The organism is Streptomyces sp. NBC_00358 (assembly GCF_036099295.1).
Lineage (GTDB): Bacteria > Actinomycetota > Actinomycetes > Streptomycetales > Streptomycetaceae > Streptomyces.
In genome coordinates, this window is sequence record NZ_CP107976.1 from 8,524,725 (window position 1) to 8,545,356 (window position 20,632).

Below are 20,632 nucleotides of genomic sequence, written 5' to 3' on the forward strand. Positions count from 1 at the left end.
CGTCCGGAAGCGCTTGGCTCAGGACGCCGGCCCGCGCCTCAGCGTCTCGGCGGCGACGGCCGTCACGGCGTCGGCCATCGCGCCGAGCGCGGGGAAATCGAGTTTCCACTGCTGCCAGAACAACGGAACGTCCACCCACCGGCCCGGTACGAGATGGACCAACCTCCCGGTGCGCAGCAGTGGTTCGGCCTGGACCTCGGGCACCATGCCCCAGCCCATTCCGGCCACCACGGCATCGACGAACCCTTCCGACGTGGGGACGAAGTGGCGGAGCGCGCTCGCCCCGGGACCGCCGGTGAGGGCGCGGGCGAAGTCGTCCTGGAAGTCGTCGTTGCGGTCGAAGGCCACCACCGGGGCGGAACCGATCACCTCGCGCGGGGATGTGCCGAACGTGTGGCCGAGCCACTGCTCGGCGCGGCCGGGGCTCGCCACCGGCAGATAGCGCATCCGTCCCAGGGCGCGGACGGAACAGCCGGCCACCGGGTCGGGCGACGACGTCACCGCCGCCATCACCGTTCCCTCGCGCAGCAGGGCGGCGGTGTGGTCCTCGTCCTCGCGGCGCAGTTCGAAACAGAGCCGCAGCTCCGGCGGTACGCGGGTGAGCGCGGGGAGGAACCAGGTCGCCAGCGAATCGGCGTTCACCGCGATCGACAGCCGGGTCGGCTCCCCGGATCCGGACATACCCAGCTCGGCGTGCGTGTCGCGCTCCAGCCGGGCGAGGCGGCGGGCGAAGCGCACCACGATCTCGCCGGATTCGGTGGCCCGCACCGGCTTCGTCCGGATCAGCAGAACCCGGCCGGTGCGCTGTTCGAGCGCCTTCACCCGCTGGCTCACCGCGGAGGGCGTCACATGGAGCGCCGCGGCCGCCGCGTCGAAGGTGCCCTCGTCGACCACAGCGAGCAGGGTGCGGACCTGGTCGAGGGGAAGCTCCGTCATCACGAGCGCTAATGGTACGTAAGAATCTTTAGCTGTACTTCTGAAGACCGGTTTTCTAGCGTCGACGCCATGACAGACGCCTTCACCACCGCGGTCGCCGGATTCGGCACCGGGCTTTCCCTCATCGTGGCCATCGGCGCGCAGAACGCCTTCGTCCTGCGGCAGGGCATCCGACGGGACGCGGTCCTCGCGGTGGTGGGCATCTGCGCCCTGTCCGACGCGCTGCTCATCGCGCTCGGGGTCGGCGGCGTCGGCGCGGTGGTGGTGGCCTGGCCCGCCGCGCTCACCGCGGTCGGGCTGATCGGCGGCGGTTTCCTCGTCGTCTACGGAGTGCTCGCCGCCCGGCGGGTGCTGAGGCCGTCGGCCCTGCGGGCGGCCGAGGTGTCCCCGGGTTCCTGGCGCCGTGCCGTCCTCACCTGCCTCGCCCTGACCTGGCTCAACCCGCACGTCTACCTCGACACCGTGTTCCTGCTCGGCTCGCTCGCCGCCGACCGCGGTTCCCTGCGCTGGACGTTCGGGCTGGGCGCGGCGCTCGCCAGCCTGTGCTGGTTCGCGGCCCTCGGTTTCGGCGCCCGGCTCCTCGGCCGCCTTCTGGCCCGGCCATCGTCGTGGCGTGTGCTGGACGGGCTGGTCGCCACGACGATGATCGTGATGGGCGCCACGCTGATCGCCGGCGCCTGAGCCGTCGTACGCCGCCCCGCGGCACCGTACGCCACCGTGCGCCCGCCCCGCGGCGCCGTATGTCCGCCCCCCGGGACGCCCGGCCAGGGGCGCGCTGCGTACCGATCCGGCCCCCGGGGGACACAAGCCGCTCACGCTCGGCCATAGTGATCCTCGAATCGAAAGATGTATCGAGCAACCAGGGTGAGCGTGGACACGAGCGAGAGCAGTAGCGAGAGCAGCACGGACAGCGGCGCCGCGGCGCCCGAGGGGAGCGTGGAAGCCGAGCGGCCCGGACGCTCCGGATGGCGCCGCTGGGCCATGGACACCCGGCCGCTGCGCCGTCCCGCCTACCGCCGGCTGTGGACCTCGACCGCCGTGACCTCCGTCGGCAGCCAGCTCACCGCCGTCGCCGTGCCCAAGCAGATCTACGACATCACCGGCTCCTCGGCCTGGGTCGGCTACGCGAGCCTCGCCGGCCTGGTACCCCTGGTGGTCTTCGCCCTGTGGGGCGGCGCGATCGCCGACAGCATGGACCGCCGCAGACTGCTCCTCATCACCAACACCGGCATAGCCGTCACCTCGCTGCTCTTCTGGGTCCAGGCCGCCACCGGACTGGAGTCGGTGCCCGTCCTGATGGTCCTGCTCGCCGTCCAGCAGGCGTTCTTCGGCCTCAACTCCCCGGCCCGCAGCGCGTCCATCGCCCGACTCGTCCCGGCGGACGAACTGCCCGCCGCCAACGCACTCGGCGCGACCGTCATGCAGACCGGCTCGGTGGCCGGACCGATGCTCGCCGGGGCGCTCATTCCCCTCATCGGGCTGCCCGAGCTCTATCTGATCGACGCCCTCGCCCTGTGCGTCACCGTATGGGCCGTCCTGCGCCTCCCCGCGCTGCCGCCCCTCGCGGCAGCGGCCGCCCAGCGCGCCGGTCTGCGCGAAGTGGTGGCGGGTTTCCGCTACATCGCCCTGCACAAGGTGCTGCTGCTGTCCTTCCTCGCCGACATCATCGCGATGGTCTTCGGTATGCCGCGCGCCCTGTTCCCGCAGCTCGCCGCCGAGACGTACGCCCCGTACGGAGAGGGTCTCGCGCTCGGGCTGCTGTTCGCGGCGATCCCCATCGGCGCGGTCCTCGGCGGACTGCTGTCCGGAACCTTCTCCCGTGCCCGCCGGCACGGTCTGATGGTCATCGTCTCCGTCGCGGCCTGGGGCGCGGCCATCACCGGGTTCGGGTTCAGCGGCAGCCTCTGGGTCGCCGTGGCCTTCCTGGCCGTGGCCGGGGTCGCCGACATGGTCTCCATGGTGTTCCGCGGCGCGATCCTGCTGTCCGCCGCCACGGACGAGATGCGCGGGCGCCTCCAGGGCGTGTTCACGGTGGTCGTCGTGGGTGGTCCGCGCGTCGCCGACGTCCTGCACGGCACGGCCGGTTCGGCCTTCGGAGCACCGGCCGCGATCGCCGCCGGCGGCCTGCTGGTGATCATTGCGGTGCTTGCGCTCGCATTTGTCTCACCGGCTCTGAGGCGTTACACAATCTGAATAAGAAAACGACCATGGTGCTTCTCAAGGTGGTCCTAGAGTGACCGCCATGGGGGACACGCGACCTACCTCGGAATTCCACGCGCAGAACATCAGCGCGGACAGCACCACGCGGCTGGTGGGCGCCCTGGACGCCCAGGACGTCAACGACGGCGTACAGCGCCTGCGTTCCTGGGCACACGCGGCACTGGCCGTACGACCCGGAGAGCGGGCGCTGGACATCGGCGCGGGAACCGGATCGCAGACCCGGCGTCTCGCGGCGGCCGTCGGCCCCCGCGGCCGGGTGCTCGGCATCGAGCCGAACCCCGGACTGCGCGCCGTGGCCGAGCAGCGCGGCACCGAGGAGCGCAGCGCCGCCCGCTTCGCCGACGGTGACGCCCTCGCCCTGCCGCTGCCCGACGCCACCGTCGACGTGGTGTGGTGCGAGCGGGTTCTCCAGCACCTCGTCGAGCCGGAGAAGGCAGTCTTCGAGATAGCCCGCGTGCTGCGCCCCGGCGGACGGGTGGCCCTGCTGGACACCGACTGGGCGACCACGATCCTGCACCCCGGCGACCCCGAGACGATCGCCGCGCTCACCACCGGCGCGCTGTCCGCGGCCGCCGACCCGTACTCCGGACGCAAGCTGGTGGGACGCCTGTCGGCCGCCGGAATGGTGATCGACGACCGCGGATCGCAGGCCCTGCTCCAGGACCACACCACGGTCGCCTGGCCGCTCATCCGGATGCTCGGCGATTCGGCGTTGCGCCGCGGTCTCATCGGCGAGACGCAGCGCGACCGCCTGTACGAGGACCTCACGGAGGCGGCGCGACAAGGCGGTCTGCACATGTCCGTGACGATGTTCGGGGCCGTGGCGCACCGCCCGGAATGATCCGGTCCGAGGCCGCGGCGTACCGTCCGGAATGATCCGGAATACAATGGAATGGCCGTCGCTGACGGACTAGTACGCAGATTTCCCCTGGTATTGGGGGTACGCGAACACCATGTACATCGCGAGCCACGATCTGATCGCAGCAAGTTCGACGCTGAACGCGGGTGCCGCCTTCATCGGCGGCCTCATCATCGCCGGCGCGCTCGTCTGGGCCGTCCGGATGGGCATCAGGGTGCGGAACCTGGAATCGCGCCCGCCCACACCCGAGGAGCAGCCCAGGCTGCCCGACGGCGGGGCGGTGCACGAGGAACGGGAGATGCGAGAACCCGACGAGGTGCCGCACGCAGCGGACGAGAGTGAGCGGCTGATGCCGTACAACATGCACTCCGCGAGTACCAAACATGCCGATGACCAGCATCGCAAGCGCTGGCAACCAGGATCCAGCGGGTCCTTCGGCAGCGGCGGACCCGGCAGAACCTGACCGGGACACGAGGGAGCCGACCGCCATGCGCGGTCGGCTCCCTCGACTTCGGGGGCCGGGCCTTGTTCATGGTTCCGGGAGGTCGGCTGCCGCGTCTTCCGGTGCGAGGTCGGGACGCAGGCGCAGCCAGGACGGCTGGCGCAGCAGGCCGGCGCGGGTCCGTGTGCTGTAGCGGACCTCGCCCACCAGCAGTGGCAGCACCCAGCGCGCCTCGGCCGCGCGCGGGAGACTGTCGAAGGGGCAGCGGCCGGTCTCGGCGGCCCGCAGGAGCCGGGCGAGATCGGCGCGCTCGGCCTCGCTCCAGCCGGTGCCCACACTCCCGACATAGCGCAGCCCGCCGGCACCGCGCTGACCCACGAGCACGGCGCCGGGCTGCCCCGACAGGCGCCCCTTCCCCGGGACCCAGCCTCCGACGAGTACGTCCGCGGTCCTCATATTGCGGATCTTGACCCAGGACCGTGAGCGCACGCCCGGCTCGTACAGCGAATCCAGCCGTTTGCAGACCAGCCCCTCAAGACCGCTCTCCCGTGTCGCCCGCAGGGCCTGCTCGCCGTGGCCCACGAGTGCCGCCGGCGTCGACCAGTACGGGCCGTCGAGCGCGAGGCTCTCCAGTGTCCGCCGCCGGCGCGCGTACCGCAGACCCGTGAGGTCGTCCCCGAGGCGCATCACGTCGAACAGCACGAGATGTGCGGGTGCCTGATCCGCGCGCCGCGCGGCCTTCCCCGGTGACCGGGCGAGGCCCATCCGGGACTGCAGCAACTGGAAGTCGCCCCGGCCCTGCGCGTCCAGGACCAGCACCTCGCCGTCCAGGACCGCCGCGGTCGTGCCGAGAACGCCGCCGAGGGCCCGCAGTTCCGGATAGGCGGCGGTGATGTCCTCGCCGGAGCGGGCCCGCAGCAGCACGCTGCCGTCCCCGGGCAGATACACCACGGCACGCTGGCCGTCGTGCTTCGTCTCGTACGCCCAGCGCGGGTCCTGCCCGGCGGCCGGCAGGGTTCCGGGGGTCGCGAGCATGGGCGCGATCAGCGGCAGGCTGGGCAGGTTCGGCGAGGTCACAGCTCTTCTGTCGACACGCGGCCGGCCGTACACGCGTCACCGTCGCCCGTTTCGCCTGAACGGCCGTGCCGGGTGCCGAGGGGGCGCCGGGTGTTCCGGACGCGGCGCCTAGGGCGTGTTTCGAAAGTAGCGTCGTCCGCCCGGAGGGCGGGGCTCGCGGCGTCTGGTGCGGTGCATCGCAAGGCGGAGGGTCGTCCGCGTACTGGGCGTACTCGGGCGATCCCGACAACGCGGCGTGGGGGTCCCCCCTGCTCGAAGAGCTTGGGGGAGTGCCGTGCCAGGCGTCGCGAGCCAGACGGGACTTTCGAAACACGCCCTAGCCCTCCAGCACCTGGGCGATGAGCGTCTGGAGACGCAGTCCGCGACGGGCGTCGAGCTCCCCGGGCCGGCCCGACCGGACGGCCGCGGCGAACTCGCGGCGCAGCACGGGCCAGGACTCCTCGTGATCGAGGGCCCCGCAGTCGAGGACCAGTTCGGGGTGCCGGCCGAACAGCTCGACGCGGGTGATCCCGCGTTCGACGTCGACGGAGCCCGACAGGGAGGCCTGGCTCACGGCGCCGCTCTCGTGCTCGCAGGTCAGTTCCAGCCAGCGGCGCGGGTCCCCGGCGCCGCGCACCCGGACGATGGGCCCGAGAGCCGCGTCCAGCAGATCGAGGAGGTGCGGCCCGAGGTCCAGCAGCGCCCCGTGCTCCAGGCGCCACGGCGTCGCGAAGTCACCGCCCAGGAAGGCGCCGCTGAGGGCGCAGGAGCGCGCGCCCGAGACATCCAGGGCCCGCGCCTCGGCGAGGAACTGCCGGGTGGCGGGGTGATAGCGGTTCGTCAGCACGAGCTGGGAGACCACACCGGAGGCGTCGACGGCGTCCACCAGCCGCCGCGCCGGGGCCAGTTCGAGGGCGAGCGGCTTCTCCAGGAGCAGCGCCCTGCCCGCCTCCGCGGCCCGTACGGCGAGTTCGGCCTGCACCGACGGCGGGACCGAGAAGGCGACCGCCTCGCAGTCGTCGAGCAACTCCTCGAACGTCGCGGCGACGGTGGCACCGTGCGGCGCCGCCACTTCACGGGCGGCCTCCGGACGGCGTGCCCACACCGACGTCAGCCGGGTCTCGGGTCCGGCGGCGAGCACCCGGGCGTGCACGGCGCGTGCCCAGGGACCGGCGCCGACGAGCCCCACCCTCACGGGGGCATCGGTCCAGGTGGGCGAGCTGCTGGTCACGGGCGTCTCCTCGGTGCGGTGCGGGACCTGACACGCCGTCGACCGGCCGCGGCGCCGACGGGGGAGCGGCTTCGGCGGCCGGGCGCCGGATCTTCGGACGTGCGTACAGACTTCACCACGCTGTCCTGGCATTCGGCCAGAGGTCGGATTCCCGGAGTGTGCCACCGGCCCGCCGTGCACACCTGGCGCGGCGGGCGGGCGTACGGGGAGCGCGGGTACCCGGCGTACGAACGCGGAGAGCGCGCCTCTGTCGGTCCCGTCCCGCCGCGGGCCATCATGCGGGGCATGGATCCCACACAGGACAAAGCGGGCCTCGCGGGCGGTCCGGGGCTGCCCGCGCTGGCGGAAGACTGGGAACGATGTCTCGCCGTGGCCGCTCACCCCGACGACATCGAGTACGGCACCGCCTGTGCCGTCGCGCGCTGGACGGCACAGGGCAAGCAGGTCGGCTATCTGCTGGCCACCAGGGGAGAGGCCGGTATCGATGGTCTGCACCCGGACCGGGCGGCGCCGCTGCGCGAGGCCGAGGAGCGGGCCGGCGCCCGGGAGGTCGGCGTCGGGACCGTCGAGTTCCTGGATCACCGCGACGGCGTCGTCGAGTACGGGCTCGGGCTGCGCCGGGAGATCGTGCGCGCGATGCGCCGCCACCGGCCCGAGGTCGTGGTGACCGGGGCGTTCACCGTGCGGATGGTCGGCGGCATCACCAACCAGGCGGACCACCGGGCGGTCGGCCTCGCCGCCCTCGACGCGGCCCGCGACGCGGGGAACCGCTGGATCTTCCCCGAACTGGCCGAGGAGGGCCTGGACCCCTGGAACGGCATCCGGATGGTGTGCGTCGCCGGAGCGGAACAGCCCACCCACGGCGTCGACGTCACCGGCGACCCCCTCGAACGCGGCATCGCCTCGCTGGAGGCGCACGCCGAGTACACCAAGGCCCTGGGCGCGGGCGCCTTCGAACCGCGGCCGTTCCTCACCTGGGCCGCCGGCATGGGCGGAGCGGCGCTCGGCGTCGAATCCGCCGTGCTCTTCGACGTCCACCAGCTCATCCCCGACGGACCGCCGCCCTGGGTGTGAGCGCGACCGGTCGGCCCGCCGGGGACGGGCCCGGTGCAGCGACCGGTGCGAAGCCGGTCCGTCCCCGGAGCGGCCCCGGCCGACGGACGGCCCGCGGGGCGGCGCGGTACGGAAGGGGCACGACTTGACCTGATCCTGGGGGTTGGTACGGGGAGGGACTCATAGGCTGTGCCCGAGTGATCACCGTCGAGACCGGAGGAGCGAACGTGACACCACGCCCGCAAGAGGCCGTACGACGCACAACTGTCCTTCGCCGCGAAGCAGTTGTCGCGGCCGTCCCTGTCGCCCTCGCCGCGCTGCTCACCGCCGCCGGACCGGCCACGGCGGCCGGGACCGTGGGCTCCGCGGGCGCGGGAGACCCGTACTTCCCCCTCTCCGGCAACGGCGGCTACGACGTCCACCACTACGACCTGACACTCGGCTACGACCCGCACAGCCGCCACCTCGACGGCAAGGCGGTGATCACCGCCCGGGCCACCCAGCGGCTGACCCGCTTCGACCTCGACCTCAGCGGGCTGAAGGTCACCGGCGTCACCGTCGACCACGCCAAGGCGGCCTTCAGACGCGACGGCCAGGAACTCGTCGTGACCCCGCACAAGGCTCTGCGCGCGGGCCAGGAGTTCCGGGTCACCGTCACCTACTCCGGCACCCCGAAGCCGGTCACCGACCCCGACGGTTCCCTCGACGGGTGGATTCCCACCGACGACGGGGCGTTCGTGGCCGGTGAACCGCAGGGCGCGATGACGTGGTTCCCCGCGAACAGCCACCCCACGGACAAGGCGTCGTACGACTTCACGCTGACCGTTCCCAAGGGGCGCACCGCCGTCGCGAACGGTGTCCTGCTCGGGCAGCGGACCGCGCAAGGCCGCACCACCTTCCGCTGGCGGCAGTCCGAGCCGATGGCGGCCTACCTCGCCACGGCCACCGTCGGCACGTTCAAGGTCGAGCAGTTCACCACCCGCGACGGACTCAAGATCTACAACGCGATCGACCCGCGCGAGGCGACCGCCGCGGCTCCGGTGGTGAAGAAGCTGCCGTCCGTACTGGCTTGGGAGAGCAAGGTCTTCGGCCCCTACCCCTTCCGGGCGGCCGGAGCCATCGTCGACCGGGCGCCGCAGGTCGGCTACGCCCTGGAGACCCAGACACGGCCCGTGTACGACTCCGCGCCCGACCTGGAGACGCTGGTCCACGAGAGCGCCCACCAGTGGTTCGGTGACTCCGTCACCCTGACCAAGTGGAAGGACATCTGGCTCAACGAGGGCTTCGCGACCTACGCCGAGTGGCTCTACACCGAGCAGCACGGTGGCAAGAGCGCGCAGAAGACCTTCGACTCGCTGTACGCCACCCCGGCGGGCAAGGACCTGTGGGCGTTCCCGCCCGGTGATCCCGGCAGCGGCGAGCACATCTTCGACACGCCGGTCTACGCCCGCGGAGCCATGGTCCTGCACAAGCTGCGCACGGCCGTCGGCGATCCCGCGTTCTTCCGCGTCCTGCGCTCCTGGGCCGCCGGCCACCGGGACAGGCACGGCACGACGGCCCAGTTCATCAAGCTCTCCGAGCGGGAGTCCGGCAAGGATCTCTCCGGTCTCTTCCACACCTGGCTCTTCACGTCGGGCAAGCCCGCCTCTCCCTGAGGCGGGCCTGCCCGGGGTGGCTGCGGGTCGGCTCAGGCCGGCCGCAGCCACACCGTGGCGAGCGGCGGCAGCGTCAGCTCGATGCTCGTCGGACGGCCGTGCAGGGCGATCGCCTCGGCCTTCACCGGCTCGGGGTTGATGACATCGCTGCCGCCGTAGCGAAGGGCGTCGGTGTTGAGGACTTCCCGCCAGGCGGGGATGTCCTCGGGGACGCCGAGGCGGTAGCCGTGGCGGACGGCGGGGGAGAAGTGGGAGACGGCGAGCAGCGGAGTACCGTCGGCGGCGTGGCGCAGGAACGCGAACACGTTGTCGTCGGCCGCGTCGCCCACGACCCAGGTGAAGCCGGAGGGGTCGGTGTCGCGCTCCCACAGGGCGGGTTCGGCACGGTAGTTCGTGTTGAGGTCGCGGACGAGATCCTGGACGCCGCGGTGGTCGGGTTCGGCGCCGTAGGCGGGGTCGAGGAGCCACCAGTCGGGACCGTGGGCCTCCTTCCATTCACCGCCCTGGGCGAACTCCTGCCCCATGAAGAGGAGTTGCTTGCCCGGGTGGGCCCACATGAAGGCGAGATAGGCGCGCAGGTTGGCGCGCTGCTGCCACCAGTCGCCGGGCATCTTGGAGACGAGTGACTGCTTGCCGTGCACGACCTCGTCGTGGGAGATCGGCAGGACGTAGTTCTCGCTGTACGCGTACACCATCGAGAAGGTCATCTCGTCGTGGTGGTACTTGCGGTGGATCGGCTCGTGCTGGATGTACTCCAGCGAGTCGTGCATCCAGCCCATGTTCCACTTCAGCCCGAAGCCCAGCCCGCCTTCGGAGGTCGGGCGCGTGACGCCGTCCCAGGCGGTGGACTCCTCGGCGATGGTGACGACGCCGGGGTTGCGGCGGTAGACGGTGGCGTTCATCTCCTGCAGGAACGCCACCGCGTCGGGATTGTCCCGGCCGCCGTGTTCGTTGGGGGCCCACTGGCCCTCTTCGCGGGAGTAGTCGAGGTAGAGCATGGAGGCGACGGCGTCGACGCGCAGGCCGTCGACGTGGAACTCCTCGCACCAGTAGCTGGCGTTGGCGACGAGGAAGTTGCGGACCTCGCGGCGGCCGTAGTCGAACTCCAGGGTGCCCCAGTCGGGGTGGTCGGCGCGGAGCGGGTCGGCGTGTTCGTAGAGCGGGCGTCCGTCGAATTCGGCCAGTGCCCAGTCGTCGCGGGGGAAGTGGGCGGGGACCCAGTCCATGAGGACGCCGATGCCGGCCCGGTGCAGGGCGTCGACGAGGTGCTTGAAGTCGTCGGGGGTGCCCAGGCGGGCGGTGGGGGCGTAGAACCCGGTGATCTGGTAGCCCCAGGAGCCGCCGAAGGGGTGCTCGGCGACGGGCATCAGCTGGACGTGGGTGAAGCCGAGGCCGGTGACGTAGGCGGGGAGCTGGTCGGCCAGTTGACGGTAGGTCAGGCCGGGCCGCCAGGACGGGAGATGCACCTCGTACACCGAGAACGGCGCCTCGTGCAGCGGGCGGCGCTTCGCCCGCTCCTTCATCCACTTCGAGTCCCGCCACGTGTACGACGACCGTGTCACGACGGACGAGGTCGCCGGAGGCACCTCGGTTCGGCGGGCCATCGGGTCCGCGCGCAGGGTGCGGGAACCGTCGGGGCGCGTGATGTCGAACTTGTAGAGCGTCCCCTCACCCATGCCGGGCAGGAAGACCTCCCACACACCGGACGATCCGAGCGAGCGCATCGGGAACCCGGCCGCGCCGTCCCAGTGGCAGAAGTCCCCGCAGACCCTGACCCCTTGAGCGTTCGGGGCCCAGACGGTGAAGCGCGTTCCCTCGACACCCTCGTGGGTCATCGGTTCGGCGCCGAGTGCCCGCCACAGTTCCTCGTGCCGGCCCTCGCCGATCAGATGCAGGTCCAGCTCGCCGAGCGAGGGAAGGAAGCGGTAGGGGTCCTGCGTCTCGAACTCGGTCCCGTCGTACGTCACCACCAGCGTGTACGAGGGAATCGCGTCGAGCGGCAGCACCGCCCCGAAGAGCCCGTCGCCCAGGTCGTCCAGCGCGGTCCGGGACCCGTCCACCATCACCGCCACGCCCTGGGCGTACGGCCGCAGCGCCCGGAACACGACGCCGCCCGGCACCGGATGAGCACCCAGCAGCGCATGCGGATCGTGATGGGCGCCGGACAGCAGGCGCCCCCGGTCCGTGGGGTCGAGCGCGGCGTTCTGCGCCGACGGGGCGGCGGGCTTGGCCCGTCGTACGCGGGTCGATGCGGTGCGGGTCACGGCTTGGGCCTCTCGAAGTGGGGGTGTTGAGGGTGGTCGGGGGAGTGGTGGGGACGGCCGGTCGGAGCGTTGAGGCGGGGGCGGTGGTCACGGGTGGCGGGCGAGCCGTCCGACCGCCGCCATGGGCACGGGCAGCCAGTCGGGCCGGTGCCGTGCCTCGTAGAGCACCTCGTACACGGCGCGGTCCGTCTCGTACGCGCGCAGCAGCTCGGGTTCCTCACGCGGGTCCCAGGCCGCCGCGACGGCGTAACCCGCGCAGAAGGCCTCGCGGCAGCGCTCCGCCCACTCGGGACGCCAGGGCTGCCGTGAGCGGGCCGCGTAGTCGAAGGACCGCAGCATGCCCGCTACGTCGCGCACGGGCGACTGGACACGCCGACGTTCGCTGATCGGGCGGGCCGGTTCACCCTCGAAGTCGATCACCGACCATCGCTGCCCGGCCCGCAGGACCTGGCCGAGGTGGAGATCGCCGTGGATGCGCTGGGCGGGGCGGACCGCCGAGTCCAGGGCGGCCAGCGCGTCGAAGGCCGACCGCAACCCGGCCGCGTGCGGGCGGAGTTCGGGCACCGAGCGGACCGCGGCGTCGAGACGCTCGTGCATCGCGTCCGCGAGCCGCTTGTTCCGGTACGGACTCGGAGCGTCCACGGGGAACGCCGTGGCCAATGCCAGATGCACCTCGGCGGTGGCCCGGCCCAGTTCGTACGCCTCGCCGGTGAAGTCCTTGAGCGAGTCCAGCGATTCGAGCGCCAGGGTCCAGCCGTCGGCGGCGTCCCGCAGGTACGGCTGGAGGACGCCGAGCGTCGCTTCCTGCGGCTCCGAGGTGTGGAACCAAGCGGCAGGCGCGGGGACACGGGTGCAGCCCTGCCGGGCCAGCGCGCGCGGCACCTCCAGGTCCGGGTTGATGCCGGGCTGGACGCGCCGGAAGACCTTCAGTATGAACGCGTCGCCGTACACCAGCGAGGAGTTGGACTGCTCGGCGTCGAGGAGACGCGGCGCGAGCCCGGACGGCACCGTCACGCGCGGATCGCTCTCGAAACGCAGCGGTCCGGCCGTGCCCGAACGGCGCAGCCGCTCAAGGAGCAGCCCCGCCGCCTTCGGATCGTGGAAGGCGTCGTACACGGTCAGGTCGGCCAGCGGGCCGGCGCTCGCCCGGCCGATGACGGCGTGGGCCAGGCGCGGCGGAAGCACCTCCCGTACGCCGAGCAGCAGTTGGTAGCAGTCCTCGGCCGCGGGAGCGCCGGTCGCGCCGTGGGCGGGCGGGCCGAGGTGCTCGGTGCGGACCAGCAGATGCAGACAGCCCGGGTACAGCTCGGTCGTCGAGAGCAGCGTCAGATCCGTCACGGGCCTGCCCTTGCCCGCGAACCAGCGCTGCCGCGGCAGCCAGGCGCGCAGCAGCTCGGCCAGCGAGGTCAGCAGCGGAGCGGTGTCGAGGCCGCTCGGACGCTGCAGAGCGGTGTTCGCCATGACGGCACGTCCTTTCAGAGGCGGGCGGGCTGTCGAGGGGCACGGAGTCACGATCGCCTCGTGGTGCCGGGCCCGACCGCGGGGCGCAACCTGAACCAGTAGAAGCCGTGACCGGCGAGGGTCAGCAGATACGGCAGTTCGCCGATGGCCGGGAATCGCACGCCGCCGATCAGCTCGACGGGGTGTCTGCCGTTGAACTCGCGCAGGTCGAGTTCGGTGGGCTGGGCGAAGCGGGAGAAGTTGTGCACGCACAGCACCAGGTCGTCCCCTCCGTCCTCGTTCGAGGGGGCCTCCCGCAGGAAGGCGAGGACGGCGGGGTTGGAGGAGGGGAGTTCGGTGTAGGAGCCGAGTCCGAAGGCCTTGTTCTGTTTGCGGATCTCGATCATGCGGCGGGTCCAGTGGAGCAGCGAGGACGGTGACGACATCGATGCTTCGACGTTGGTGACCTGGTAGCCGTAGACGGGGTCCATGATCGTGGGGAGGAAGAGGCGGCCGGGGTCGCTGGAGGAGAATCCGGCGTTGCGGTCGGGCGTCCACTGCATGGGGGTGCGGACGGCGTCGCGGTCGCCGAGCCAGATGTTGTCGCCCATGCCGATCTCGTCGCCGTAGTAGAGGATCGGGCTGCCGGGGAGGGAGAGCAGCAGGGCGGTGAAGAGTTCGATCTGGTTGCGGTCGTTGTCGAGGAGGGGGGCGAGGCGGCGGCGGATGCCGATGTTGGCGCGCATGCGGGGGTCTTTGGCGTATTCCGCGTACATGTAGTCGCGTTCTTCGTCGGTGACCATTTCGAGGGTGAGCTCGTCGTGGTTGCGCAGGAAGATGCCCCACTGGCAGCTGGACGGGATCGCGGGGGTCTTGGCGAGGATCTCCGAGACGGGGTAGCGGGACTCGCGGCGGACGGCCATGAAGATGCGGGGCATGACGGGGAAGTGGAACGCCATGTGGCATTCGTCGCCGCCGGAGGGGAAGTCGCCGAAGTAGTCGACGACGTCCTCGGGCCACTGGTTCGCCTCGGCCAGCAGCACCGTGTCCGGATAGTGCGTGTCGATGTCGACCCGGAGCCGCTTGAGGAACTGGTGGGTGGCGGGGAGGTTCTCGCAGTTCGTCCCCTCCTCCTGGTAGAGGTAGGGGACCGCGTCGAGGCGGAACCCGTCGATGCCCAGGTCCAGCCAGAACCGGAGGGCCGCCAGGATGTCCTCCTGCACGGCCGGGTTCTCGTAGTTGAGGTCGGGCTGGTGGGAGAAGAAGCGGTGCCAGTAGTACTGCTTGCGGACGGGGTCGAAGGTCCAGTTGGAGGCTTCGGTGTCGACGAAGATGATGCGGGCGTCCTGGTACTGCTTGTCGTCGTCGGCCCAGACGTAGTAGTCGCCGTAGGGGCCGTCGGGGTTGGCGCGGGACTCCTGGAACCACGGGTGCTGGTCGCTGGTGTGGTTCATGACGAAGTCGATGATGACGCGCATGCCGCGCTGGTGGGCGGCGTCGACGAACTCGACGAAGTCGGCGAGGTCGCCGAACTCGGGGAGGACGGCGGTGTAGTCGGAGACGTCGTAGCCGCCGTCGCGGAGCGGGGACTTGAAGAACGGGGGCAGCCACAGGCAGTCGACGCCCAGCCATTGCAGGTAGTCGAGTTTCGCGGTCAGGCCCTTGAGGTCGCCGACGCCGTCGCCGTTGCTGTCCTGGAAGGAGCGGACCAGGACCTCGTAGAAGACGGCGCGTTTGAACCACTCGGGATCGCGGTCCTTGGCCGGGGTGTCCTCGAACGTATCCGGGACGGGCTCATTGACCATCATGCGGGGGACCCTCCGATCCGCGGTGCCGGGCCGACACTGAGCACATGTGCACCGCCCGGACCCAGGCGCACAAAGTTGGACCTGCCCCAGTTGTAGGTGTCGCCGGTGAGCTCGTCGCGCACCGGCACGCGCGCGTCCTCGCTCAGAGCGAGTCGCGGCATGTCCAAGGACACTGTCGCTTGCCGGGTGTGGTGGGGGTCCAGGTTCGCCACGACCACCACCGTGTCGTCACCCGAACGCTTGCTGTACGCGATCACGGCATCGTGGTCGGCCCGGTGGAATCGGAGATTCCGCAGTTCGCGCAGGGCTCTGTGGTCCCGCCTGATCCGGTTCAGCCGGGTGATCAGCGGGGCGATCGTCCGGCCCTCGCGCTCGGCGGCCTCCCAGTCGCGCGGCCGCAGCCGGTACTTCTCGGAGTGCAGGTACTCCTCGCCGCCCCGCCGTGCGGGAGTGTTCTCGCACAGCTCGTACCCGGCGTACATCCCCCATGCCGGAGACAGGGTGGCGGCGAGGACGGCGCGCAGTTCGAAGGCGGGCCGGCCGCCCTGCTGGAGGAACTCGTGCAGGATGTCGGGGGTGTTGACGAAGAAGTTGGGCCGCAGGCAGGCGGCCGTCTCGCCGGACAGCTCGGTGAGGTACTCCGTCAGCTCCTGCTTGGTGTTGCGCCAGGTGAAGTAGGTGTACGACTGCTGGAAACCGACCTCGGCGAGCCGCCGTACGATCGCGGGGCGGGTGAAGGCCTCGGCGAGGAAGATGACGTCGGGGTCGGCGCCGTTGATCTCCGCGATCACCTGCTCCCAGAACACGACGGGTTTGGTGTGCGGGTTGTCGACGCGGAAGATCCGTACGCCGTGGTCCATCCAGAAGCGCAGCACCCGTACGGTCTCGCGGACCAGGCCCGGCATGTCCTGGTCGAAGGCGATCGGGTAGATGTCCTGGTACTTCTTCGGCGGGTTCTCCGCGTAGGCGATCGTGCCGTCCGGGCGGTGGTGGAACCACTCGGGGTGCTTCTCCACCCAGGGGTGGTCCGGGGAGCACTGGAGCGCGAAGTCGAGGGCGATCTCCAGGCCGAGGGAGGCGGCCCGGCGGACGAAGGCGTCGAAGTCCTCCAGGGTGCCCAGATCGGGGTGGACCGCGTCGTGGCCGCCCTCGGGGGAGCCGATGGCCCAGGGCACGCCGACGTCCTGGGGGCCGGCGGACAGGGTGTTGTCGGGGCCCTTGCGGAAGGTGGTGCCGATGGGGTGGATCGGCGGGAGGTAGACGACGTCGAAGCCCATCTCCGCGATGGCGGGCAGGCGTTCGGCGGCCGTCCGGAACGTGCCGTGCGCCGACGGACCGAGCCCGCCGTTCTCCGAGCGGGGGAAGAACTCGTACCAGGAACCGAACAACGCCCGCTCCCGCTCCACCAGCAGCGGCAACGGGAGGGACCGGGTGAGCCGTTCACGCAGCGGATGCTCCGCGAGAGCGGCCTTCACCGCCGGAGCCAGGGCCGCTGCGAGCCGGTCGCCGGGGGGCCGGGAGTCGTCGCGCAGGGCGTCGGCCGCGGCGAGCACGGTGTCCCGGCCGGCCCCTTCGGGCACTCCGGCGGCGGCTCGCTCGTGGAGCGCGGCGCCCTCCTCCAGGACGAGGCCGACATCGATCCCGGCCGGGATCTTGACCTCGGCGGCGCGCCGCCACCAGGTCACCGGGTCGCTCCACGCCTCCACCAGGTAGGTCCAGCGGCCCACGTCCGACGGAGTGACGTGCGCGCCCCAGCGGTCGCTTCCGGGAGCCAGTTCACGCATCGGCGTCCACGGGCCGGGGGTGCCGCTCGGGTCGCACAGGACGACATTGGCGCCGACCACGTCATGGCCCTCGCCGAACACGGTGGCGGTGATCTCGAAGGTCTCGCCGACCACCGCTTTGGCGGGCCGTCTGCCGCATTCGACGACCGGCCGCACATCCATGACGGGTATGCGACCGGTGTCCGTGTTCGCGTCCATGCGTCTCGCCTCCGCGGTTCTGGGCCCGAATCGTCGTTGCCGCGAAAGGCCCTTTCGGTGCGGTCCTCGGGACCGTCGTTCAGATCCGTGCCGGAACGTCCTGCAGATAGACCTCGGCGGCGTTCGCCGCCTCCCGAGCGCAGCGCTTCCCCATCAGGACGCACAGGGTGTAACCGGTGTTCTCGAAGTTCCCCCGCACCTCACGGTCGGCGGGAGTCGCGAGAAGCAGGCGTTCCCATGCCCGGTAGCGCTCCAGATGCCTGGCGACCTCGGCTTTGGCAGGCAGCAGCATCACGCTGGTCACCTTCCCGATCTCTCGACCGCGCACGGCTCGCCTGGCCGGCGAGTGAGGGCCGTACGCGAAGGGGAGCCGCTCCGTCACGGAGCGACACCCTCACTCATGGTGCCTGTACTGCGACCGAGCGTCTTGTTGGCTCTTCAACAACACGGCCGCGCGCTCGTGTTGCACGAATGGAGTAGCCCTCTCATCCTGTAGGTGACTCAGGAGCGATCAGCGCTCACGCTTCGTACTCGGGGCTCGGTCCCGCAGGGGGCGAGGAGGAGCGAGAGCTTCGCCGGTGAGGAGCCAACGACGATGAAAGCCGCAGTTCCCTGCTACTACCACCTCGATGTGGAGCTCAGTCAGGAAAAGGTCGGACAGGTCAGGCGCATCCTGGCCGCGCACCTCCGGTACTGGAACCTGGAGAATCTCGTCGAGTCCGTCTGCCACTGCGCGGAAGCACTGCTCCGCACGATCGAGCAGCACGCCGCGGACAAGAACACGACGATCGAGATGTGGTGGAACGGCCAGCACCTCATCGCCGCCGTCTCGGACAACAGCCAGGACATCCGCCCGCACAAGGCGCCGCAGGGATGTCTCGCCCAGATCGCCGCCCTGAGCGACGGCTGGGGCTGCTGTGCCACGGACGTCGGCGGGAAGATCATCTGGTTCTCGTGGCGGGCCCGCGCCGCCGAACACGCCCCGCTGGACCCGCCCGTGCCCGCGCCCAGCCTGCGCGAGGCGCGCCCGACACCTCGGTACGCGGTGCTGCCGGAACCCGTACTGGCCGCCGCCCGCGAGGAGTTCGAGTCGGTCGCCGCCCGCGGGTGATCCGGCGGGACGTCCGGGCCGTGAACCTCGTACGGTGATCATGCGGGCGGCCGGAACGGCGCCCCTGCCGCCGGTCGCGGCCCGCGAAGGCGAAGGAACCATCTTCGCCCGCTTCACCCAAGTCGCCGAGCGCGTCGATCCCCTGCCGATCGACGCGCTCGGCGACGTCCGGCCCCGGGTCGCCGGGCTGGGTCGGTGCCACGGGGGTAGGCTGGTGACGAATCGGGATTTGAACGGGCACATCGGACCCATCGGCGGGGGCCGGTCCAGGCCCGTGCGGCGGGATCTGGGGCGGTCCCCAGATACGGGGATGCACATGTCCATCACACCGGTACAAGCGGCGCGCCAGGAACTCTCCGGATTCAAAGGGCAGTTGATCGGCCCGGAGGACTCCGGATACGACGAGGCCCGCGCCGTCTACAACGCGATGATCGACCGGCGGCCCGCCTTGGTGGCGCGGTGCACCGACCCGGACGACGTCGCCCTGGTCATCGGCTTCGCCCGCGACCACGCCCTCCCGCTCGCGGTGCGCGGCGGCGGCCACCACGGAGCGGGCCTGAGCACCTGCGACGACGGGGTGGTCCTCGACCTCTCCCCGCTCAAGGACGTCGAGGTCGATCCGGCCGCCCGCACGGTACGTGTCGGCGGCGGCTGCGTCTGGGGCGAGGTCGACCGCGCCACCAACGAGCACGGTCTGGCCACACCGAGCGGCATCATCTCCACCACGGGCGTCGGCGGCATCACGCTCGGCGGCGGCCTCGGACACCTCACCCGCAGGTTCGGGCTGACCATCGACAACCTGCTGGAGGCCGATCTGGTCCTGGCGAACGGCGAGCGCGTGCGGGCGAGCGCCGACGAGAACCCCGGCCTCTACTGGGCCATCCGTGGAGGCGGCGGCAACTTCGGCGTCGTCACCTCCTTCCTGTTCCGGCTGCACGAGGTGAACACGGTCGTCGCGGGCCCCACCTTCTGGCCCGTCGAACTCGGCGCCGAAGTCCTCGCCGCCTACCGCGACTTCATTCCGAACGCGCCCCGCGAACTGGGTGGCTTCTTCCTGTTCGGCTCGGTCCCGCCCGGTCCGCCGTTCCCGGAGGACCTGCACCTGAAGAAGGTCTGCGGTGTGGTGTGGTGCCGCGTCGGCGACGACACCGACGCGGCGGCCCGGGACATGGCACCGCTGCTCGACGCCCTGCCCGCGCCCCTGCTGCACGGCCCCGCGCCGATGCCGCACCCCGCGATCCAGTCCGCCTTCGACGGCGTCTACCCGCCCGGCGACCAGTGGTACTGGCGCGCCGACTTCGTCGACGAGATCCCCGCCGAGGCCGTCGAGCTGCACGCCAGGTTCGGTGCCGAGGCGCCGACCTGGAAGTCGACGATGCACCTCTACCCCATCGACGGCGCCGTCCACGACCACGCCCCGACGGACACCGCCTGGAGCTACCGCGACGCCGGCTGGGCCTCCGTCTTCGTCGGAGTGGACCCCGACCCGGCCAAGGCCGACGCCGTCCGGCAGTGGAGCGTCGACTACTCCGAGGCGCTCCACCCGTACTCGGCGGGCGGCGCGTACGTCAACATGATGATGGACGAGGGCCAGGAGCGCGTACGGGCCAGCTATCGCGACAACTACGGGCGGCTGGCCCGCGTGAAGGCCGAGTTCGACCCGGGCAACCTGTTCCGCCTCAACCAGAACATCGAGCCGGCGACGTCCGACTGACGACATGTACGGGTCGGCCGGGTCCGCTCACGGCTTGCGGGCCACGCCTCCGTGGACGTCCGTGGGCTCGGGCGAAGTCCCGGGCTCCGGGCGCCACAGGGGGCAGGACACGATGCCGGGCTCGACCGGTTCCAGGCCCTCGTAGTACGCGCCGATCTGCTCGGGGCTGCGCAGCACGTACGGGATCGCGCCCGTGTCGTCGTACCCCTGCTGGGCCTCCTTGAGCGCCGCGTCGGTGTCCGTGCTGTCGTAGTGCACGAAGCAGCTGCCGGAGGGCAGCGCCGCCTGCAATCGGCGGACGATCGACCTGGCCTCCTCGTAGTCCTGGACGTGGCCGAGGATGCCCATCAGCAGCAGGGCGACGGGCCGTGAGAAGTCGAGGACCGAGGACGCCGCCTCGATGATCTTCTCGGGCTCGTGCAGATCCGCGTCGATGTAGTCGGTGACACCCTCGGTCGTGCTCGTCAGCAACGCCTGGGCGTGGCGCAGCACCAGCGGGTCGTTGTCCACGTAGACGATGCGGGACTCCGGTGCCACGCGCTGGGCGACCTGGTGGGTGTTGTCGTACGTCGGCAGACCGGTGCCGATGTCGAGGAACTGGCGGATGCCGAGCTCACCGGCCACGAAGGTGACGGTGCGGATCAGGAAGCCTCGGGAGGCACGGGCCATGGTCTCGATGTTCGGGGCGACTTCGCGGTACGCGTCGCCGGCCACCCGGTCCACCTCGTAGTTGTCCTTCCCGCCCATCCAGTAGTTCCAGATGCGAGCCGAGTGCGGCACCGTGGTGTCGATCCTGGACAGCGCGTCCTGGTCGGGGGCGGGCCGGCTGTCTGCCATGGGAGGATCTCCTGCCGTGCGTCA

Annotated in this window: 16 protein-coding genes and 1 pseudogene; 8 read left to right on the forward strand and 9 right to left on the reverse strand. The window is 71.2% G+C overall.

What is annotated here, in order from left to right:
• Positions 1 to 18: 18 nt before the first annotated feature.
• Positions 19 to 939 (reverse strand): LysR family transcriptional regulator ArgP, encoded by a 921-nt coding sequence (locus tag OHT01_RS36455; protein WP_328557383.1) that lies wholly within the window; start codon positions 937 to 939, stop codon positions 19 to 21.
• Between the two features lie 66 nt (positions 940 to 1,005).
• Here OHT01_RS36455 and OHT01_RS36460 point away from each other — a divergent pair, with 66 nt between their 5' ends.
• From OHT01_RS36460 to OHT01_RS36475, 4 genes are all read left to right on the forward strand, one after another.
• On the forward strand, positions 1,006 to 1,617 hold the full coding sequence (locus OHT01_RS36460) for a LysE/ArgO family amino acid transporter (protein WP_328557384.1): 612 nt from the start codon (positions 1,006 to 1,008) through the stop codon (positions 1,615 to 1,617).
• A 189-nt stretch (positions 1,618 to 1,806) separates the two neighbouring features.
• Positions 1,807 to 3,129: an MFS transporter gene (locus tag OHT01_RS36465; RefSeq protein ID WP_443043564.1), complete on the forward strand. Its 1,323-nt coding sequence runs from the start codon at positions 1,807 to 1,809 to the stop codon at positions 3,127 to 3,129.
• A gap of 49 nt (positions 3,130 to 3,178) precedes the next feature.
• Positions 3,179 to 3,997 carry a methyltransferase domain-containing protein gene (locus tag OHT01_RS36470; protein ID WP_328557386.1) on the forward strand — a complete coding sequence of 273 codons (819 nt, stop codon included), beginning with the start codon at positions 3,179 to 3,181 and terminating at the stop codon, positions 3,995 to 3,997.
• A 112-nt stretch (positions 3,998 to 4,109) separates the two neighbouring features.
• Positions 4,110 to 4,478, forward strand: coding sequence for a DUF6479 family protein (locus tag OHT01_RS36475; protein ID WP_328557387.1), 369 nt, complete (start codon positions 4,110 to 4,112; stop codon positions 4,476 to 4,478).
• 66 nt (positions 4,479 to 4,544) lie between these two features.
• On the opposite strand, the gene OHT01_RS36480 is transcribed toward OHT01_RS36475, so the two are convergent.
• Both OHT01_RS36480 and OHT01_RS36485 read right to left on the reverse strand, forming a co-directional pair.
• Positions 4,545 to 5,492: an ATP-dependent DNA ligase gene (locus OHT01_RS36480; RefSeq protein WP_328558388.1), complete on the reverse strand. Its 948-nt coding sequence runs from the start codon at positions 5,490 to 5,492 to the stop codon at positions 4,545 to 4,547.
• 358 nt (positions 5,493 to 5,850) lie between these two features.
• Complete coding sequence (locus OHT01_RS36485) at positions 5,851 to 6,744, reverse strand: Gfo/Idh/MocA family protein (protein ID WP_328557388.1); 894 nt, start codon at positions 6,742 to 6,744, stop codon at positions 5,851 to 5,853.
• A gap of 285 nt (positions 6,745 to 7,029) precedes the next feature.
• Here OHT01_RS36485 and OHT01_RS36490 point away from each other — a divergent pair, with 285 nt between their 5' ends.
• Both OHT01_RS36490 and OHT01_RS36495 read left to right on the forward strand, forming a co-directional pair.
• Positions 7,030 to 7,818, forward strand: coding sequence for a PIG-L deacetylase family protein (locus OHT01_RS36490; protein WP_328557389.1), 789 nt, complete (start codon positions 7,030 to 7,032; stop codon positions 7,816 to 7,818).
• Between the two features lie 206 nt (positions 7,819 to 8,024).
• Entirely contained in the window at positions 8,025 to 9,452 is a 1,428-nt protein-coding gene (locus OHT01_RS36495) for a M1 family metallopeptidase (RefSeq protein WP_328557390.1), read from the forward strand.
• Positions 9,453 to 9,484: 32 nt separating this feature from the next.
• Here OHT01_RS36495 and glgB read toward each other — a convergent pair whose 3' ends face one another.
• From glgB to OHT01_RS36520, 5 genes and pseudogenes are all read right to left on the reverse strand, one after another.
• Positions 9,485 to 11,716, reverse strand: a complete 2,232-nt coding sequence (gene glgB, locus OHT01_RS36500) for a 1,4-alpha-glucan branching enzyme (protein ID WP_328557391.1) — start codon at positions 11,714 to 11,716, stop codon at positions 9,485 to 9,487.
• Between the two features lie 87 nt (positions 11,717 to 11,803).
• On the reverse strand, positions 11,804 to 13,177 hold the full coding sequence (locus OHT01_RS36505; RefSeq protein ID WP_328557392.1) for a maltokinase N-terminal cap-like domain-containing protein: 1,374 nt from the start codon (positions 13,175 to 13,177) through the stop codon (positions 11,804 to 11,806).
• Positions 13,178 to 13,224: 47 nt separating this feature from the next.
• A complete protein-coding gene (treS, locus tag OHT01_RS36510) occupies positions 13,225 to 14,964 on the reverse strand; it encodes a maltose alpha-D-glucosyltransferase (protein WP_328557393.1) in 1,740 nt (579 codons plus the stop codon).
• Positions 14,961 to 16,946: an alpha-1,4-glucan--maltose-1-phosphate maltosyltransferase gene (locus OHT01_RS36515; protein ID WP_328557394.1), complete on the reverse strand. Its 1,986-nt coding sequence runs from the start codon at positions 16,944 to 16,946 to the stop codon at positions 14,961 to 14,963. The genes treS and OHT01_RS36515 overlap by 4 nt, the downstream gene beginning before the upstream one ends.
• Before the next feature lie 100 nt (positions 16,947 to 17,046).
• Positions 17,047 to 17,238 (reverse strand): annotated as a pseudogene (locus OHT01_RS36520) (DUF5133 domain-containing protein); the annotation flags it as partial.
• A gap of 303 nt (positions 17,239 to 17,541) precedes the next feature.
• On the opposite strand from OHT01_RS36520, the gene OHT01_RS36525 reads away from it, so the two are divergent.
• Positions 17,542 to 18,057 (forward strand): pep a2, encoded by a 516-nt coding sequence (locus OHT01_RS36525; RefSeq protein ID WP_328557395.1) that lies wholly within the window; start codon positions 17,542 to 17,544, stop codon positions 18,055 to 18,057.
• A 316-nt stretch (positions 18,058 to 18,373) separates the two neighbouring features.
• Positions 18,374 to 19,771: an FAD-binding oxidoreductase gene (locus tag OHT01_RS36530; RefSeq protein ID WP_328557396.1), complete on the forward strand. Its 1,398-nt coding sequence runs from the start codon at positions 18,374 to 18,376 to the stop codon at positions 19,769 to 19,771.
• 27 nt (positions 19,772 to 19,798) lie between these two features.
• Here OHT01_RS36530 and OHT01_RS36535 read toward each other — a convergent pair whose 3' ends face one another.
• Complete coding sequence (locus OHT01_RS36535) at positions 19,799 to 20,608, reverse strand: SAM-dependent methyltransferase (protein WP_328557397.1); 810 nt, start codon at positions 20,606 to 20,608, stop codon at positions 19,799 to 19,801.
• Positions 20,609 to 20,632: the final 24 nt, after the last annotated feature.